4 protein-coding genes are annotated in these 2,588 nt (G+C 72.3%); 2 read left to right on the forward strand and 2 right to left on the reverse strand.

All coding sequences use genetic code 11. The annotated features are described in order from the left end of the window. Positions 1 to 1,209 (forward strand): LamG domain-containing protein (locus VIM19_02540; protein HEY5183788.1); only part of this gene is annotated, 1,209 nt, incomplete at its 5' end. 37 nt (positions 1,210 to 1,246) lie between these two features. Here VIM19_02540 and VIM19_02545 read toward each other — a convergent pair. Together VIM19_02545 and VIM19_02550 are read right to left on the reverse strand one after the other, a co-directional pair. Continuing rightward, positions 1,247 to 1,705 carry a hypothetical protein gene (locus tag VIM19_02545; GenBank protein ID HEY5183789.1) on the reverse strand — a complete coding sequence of 153 codons (459 nt, stop codon included), beginning with the start codon at positions 1,703 to 1,705 and terminating at the stop codon, positions 1,247 to 1,249. Beyond that, the gene (locus tag VIM19_02550; protein ID HEY5183790.1) at positions 1,698 to 2,063 is read right to left on the reverse strand and encodes a hypothetical protein; all 366 of its coding nucleotides are present in this window, start codon (positions 2,061 to 2,063) and stop codon (positions 1,698 to 1,700) included. Before VIM19_02550 ends, VIM19_02545 begins: the two co-directional genes overlap by 8 nt. 100 nt (positions 2,064 to 2,163) lie before the next feature. Between VIM19_02550 and VIM19_02555 the strand changes: the two genes are divergently transcribed. Continuing rightward, positions 2,164 to 2,588: ATP-binding cassette domain-containing protein (locus VIM19_02555; protein HEY5183791.1), on the forward strand; the 425-nt coding region annotated here is incomplete at its 3' end.

Consider the following 2,588-nt stretch of genomic DNA (forward strand, 5'->3'; position numbering starts at 1 on the left):
TCCGCGGTCCGCGGCCTGGGTCGGCTGCTGGTGCGCTGGGTCGGCCTTCCGCTGATCTGGGTGAGCCTCGGCCAGTGGTTCAAGCTGCTCGGGCTCCTGGCCAGCCTGCTGCTGGCCGGCCTGGCGGTCGCCCGCGACCACGAAGAGGACGAAGCCGGCGCCGAGCCCGATGACCGCCCACCCCCTGGGGGGCTGCCGGTGACCGGTGCCGTCGCGCCGTCCGCAGCCGCACCCACGCAGATCGCAGCCTCGCGACCGTTCCGGCTGCCCGGCCGCCTCGGGCTGTTCGCCGCGCGTCCAAGACTGGCCCAGTTCGCGGTCCGGCTGGTCGTGGTGGCCCTCGGCGCGTCGATGCTGATCCTGCCGACGACCTTCGCGGCCTTCGCCGCCACGACGACCAACGGCACCGAGACCTGGAGCGTCCCCAACTGGGACTACACCACCCAGGTCAACGCACTCGGCCCGTACCTGTACTGGAAGCTCGACGAGACCGGGACCCTCACCACGACAGCCGCCGACAGCTCCGGCAACGGTCGCACGGGGCAGTACAACGGCGCCCTGACCCCGAACGCCGCCACCACGTACTTCACCCGCGGGGTCGCCGGGGCGATGGTCACCGACACCCCCAGCAGCGCCGTCACCCTCAACAGCCCCAACTCCTGTATCAACACCACGTCGACCACGCTGGTCACCGCGCCGACCGAGGCGACCGTCGTCATCTGGTTCAAGGCGCCCAGCACCTACACCGCGGGGGGCAAGCTCGCCGGGTTCGAGAAGCCCCGGGTGGGCGTCGCGGTGCCGTCGACCGGCACGTACGACCGGCACCTGTACATGGACGGCTCCGGCCGGGTCTGGTTCGGGGTCTACAACGGCGGCTACGTCACCGTGGAGTCCTCAGCGGCCTTGAACGACGGCGCCTGGCACATGGCCGTGGGGACCGTCGGCGCCGCCGGCACCAAGCTGTACATCGACGGGGTCCTCAACGCGAGCAACACCACCAACACGGCCGCTGAGGCCAGCACCGGCGTGTGGCGGGCCGGCTGCGGCAACCTCGGGGGCTGGGGTGGGTCCTGGACCGGGGCCAACAACCCCGGCACCAACACTGGCGTCACCGCCGACCGGCCCTTCCAGGGGTCGCTCGATGAGTTCACCGTCTACACCGCCCAGCTGGCGGACTCCGACATCGCGTTCCTGTACTGGATCCGCTGACGGATCGCGGCCCGGACCGCCCGGCCACCACCGTGGGTCAGTCATCGGCACCCGCGTGGCGGTTGGTCAGCCCACCCCCGCCGGCGGCGCGGGTGTGCCGCAGCCACCACAGGCCGACCAGCGGCAGCACCAGGGGCACGAACCCGTAGCCGCTGCCGAAGCCGGTCCACACGGTGGCGTCGGGGAACGCATCGGGGAACAGCTCGCTGGCGGCGCCCACGACGAGCACCCCGACCAGCTCGATGCTGATCGCCACGGTGGCCACCCGCCGGGAGGTCCGGTCCCCGCGGGCCAGCGAGACGGTAGCCACGAGGTAGATGACCGCGGAGAACGCGGACAGCAGGTAGGCCAGCGGCGCGGCGGAGAAGTTGGTCGCGAGCTGGACCGCCGACCGGGCGGTCGCGGCCAGCGCGAACAGCCCGTAGACCGCCACCAGCACCCGGCCGAAGCCCTGGCCGGTGGGGGCGGGGGACGGTTCGCCGCCCTGGTCAGCCATGCGGGCCCGCCCACACCTGCTGCACCCGGATCACCATGACCGGGGTGATCAGGAACGCGAACGCGATCACCAGCGGGCCGGTTCGGGACCTCTCCCCCCACGCCCACAGGTAGGCCAGCAGCGGGATCGCCAGGGCACCCAGCAGGTACACGACGAACTCGGCGCGGGCGAACGAGCGGTCGCTGCCGACCATCTGCACGATCCCCCCGATCAGGAACACCACCAGCATCGCCTCGAGCACCGCCGCCCCGATGAGCAGCGCCACCCCGGGGCGGCGGTGCAGCGCGGCCAGCACCAGCGCCCACACCGCCAGCACCAGCGCGACCACCATGATCGCTATCGCGTAGGGACCGGTCACGGCGCCGATCCTGTCATCCCCGCCCCGGCCCCGCCGCGCTTGGCGGCAGTGCAGCACTAAGTCCCTTCCCGCCGGCCGCGGGGCCTGCTGTGCTGGCTCAGTGACGAGGCTGGCCCTGGAGGTCCGGGAGCTGGTCCGGGTGTACGGGTCGGGTGACACCTCGGTCACGGCGCTGCGTGGGGTGTCGTTCTCCGTCGCCGCCGGCGACATGGTCTGCATCATGGGCAAGAGCGGGTCGGGCAAGTCGACGCTGCTCCGCCAGCTCGGTCTGATCGATGTGCCGACCGCCGGCCAGATCGTCATCGACGGGGTCGACGTGACCGGGCTGCGGGAGGCGCGCCGAAGTGCGCTGCGGCTGGAGAAGCTCGGCTACGTCTTCCAGGAGTACGCGCTGCTGGGCGAGCTGACCGCCGAGGAGAACGTCTACCTGCCGGCGCTGATGCGCGGCTACTCGCGCGCCGAGAGCAGGTCACGGGCGCGGCGCCTGCTCGCGATGTTCGACCTCGCCGACCGGGGCGCGCACCG

This window comes from Actinomycetes bacterium (assembly GCA_036510875.1).
Lineage (GTDB): Bacteria > Actinomycetota > Actinomycetes > Prado026 > Prado026 > DATCDE01.

Bases quoted from the DNA above. Each gene is read 5' to 3' on its own strand.
- VIM19_02545 (HEY5183789.1), bottom strand. From the start codon at position 1,705: ATGGCTGACCAGGGCGGCGAACCGTCCCCCGCCCCCACCGGCCAGGGC.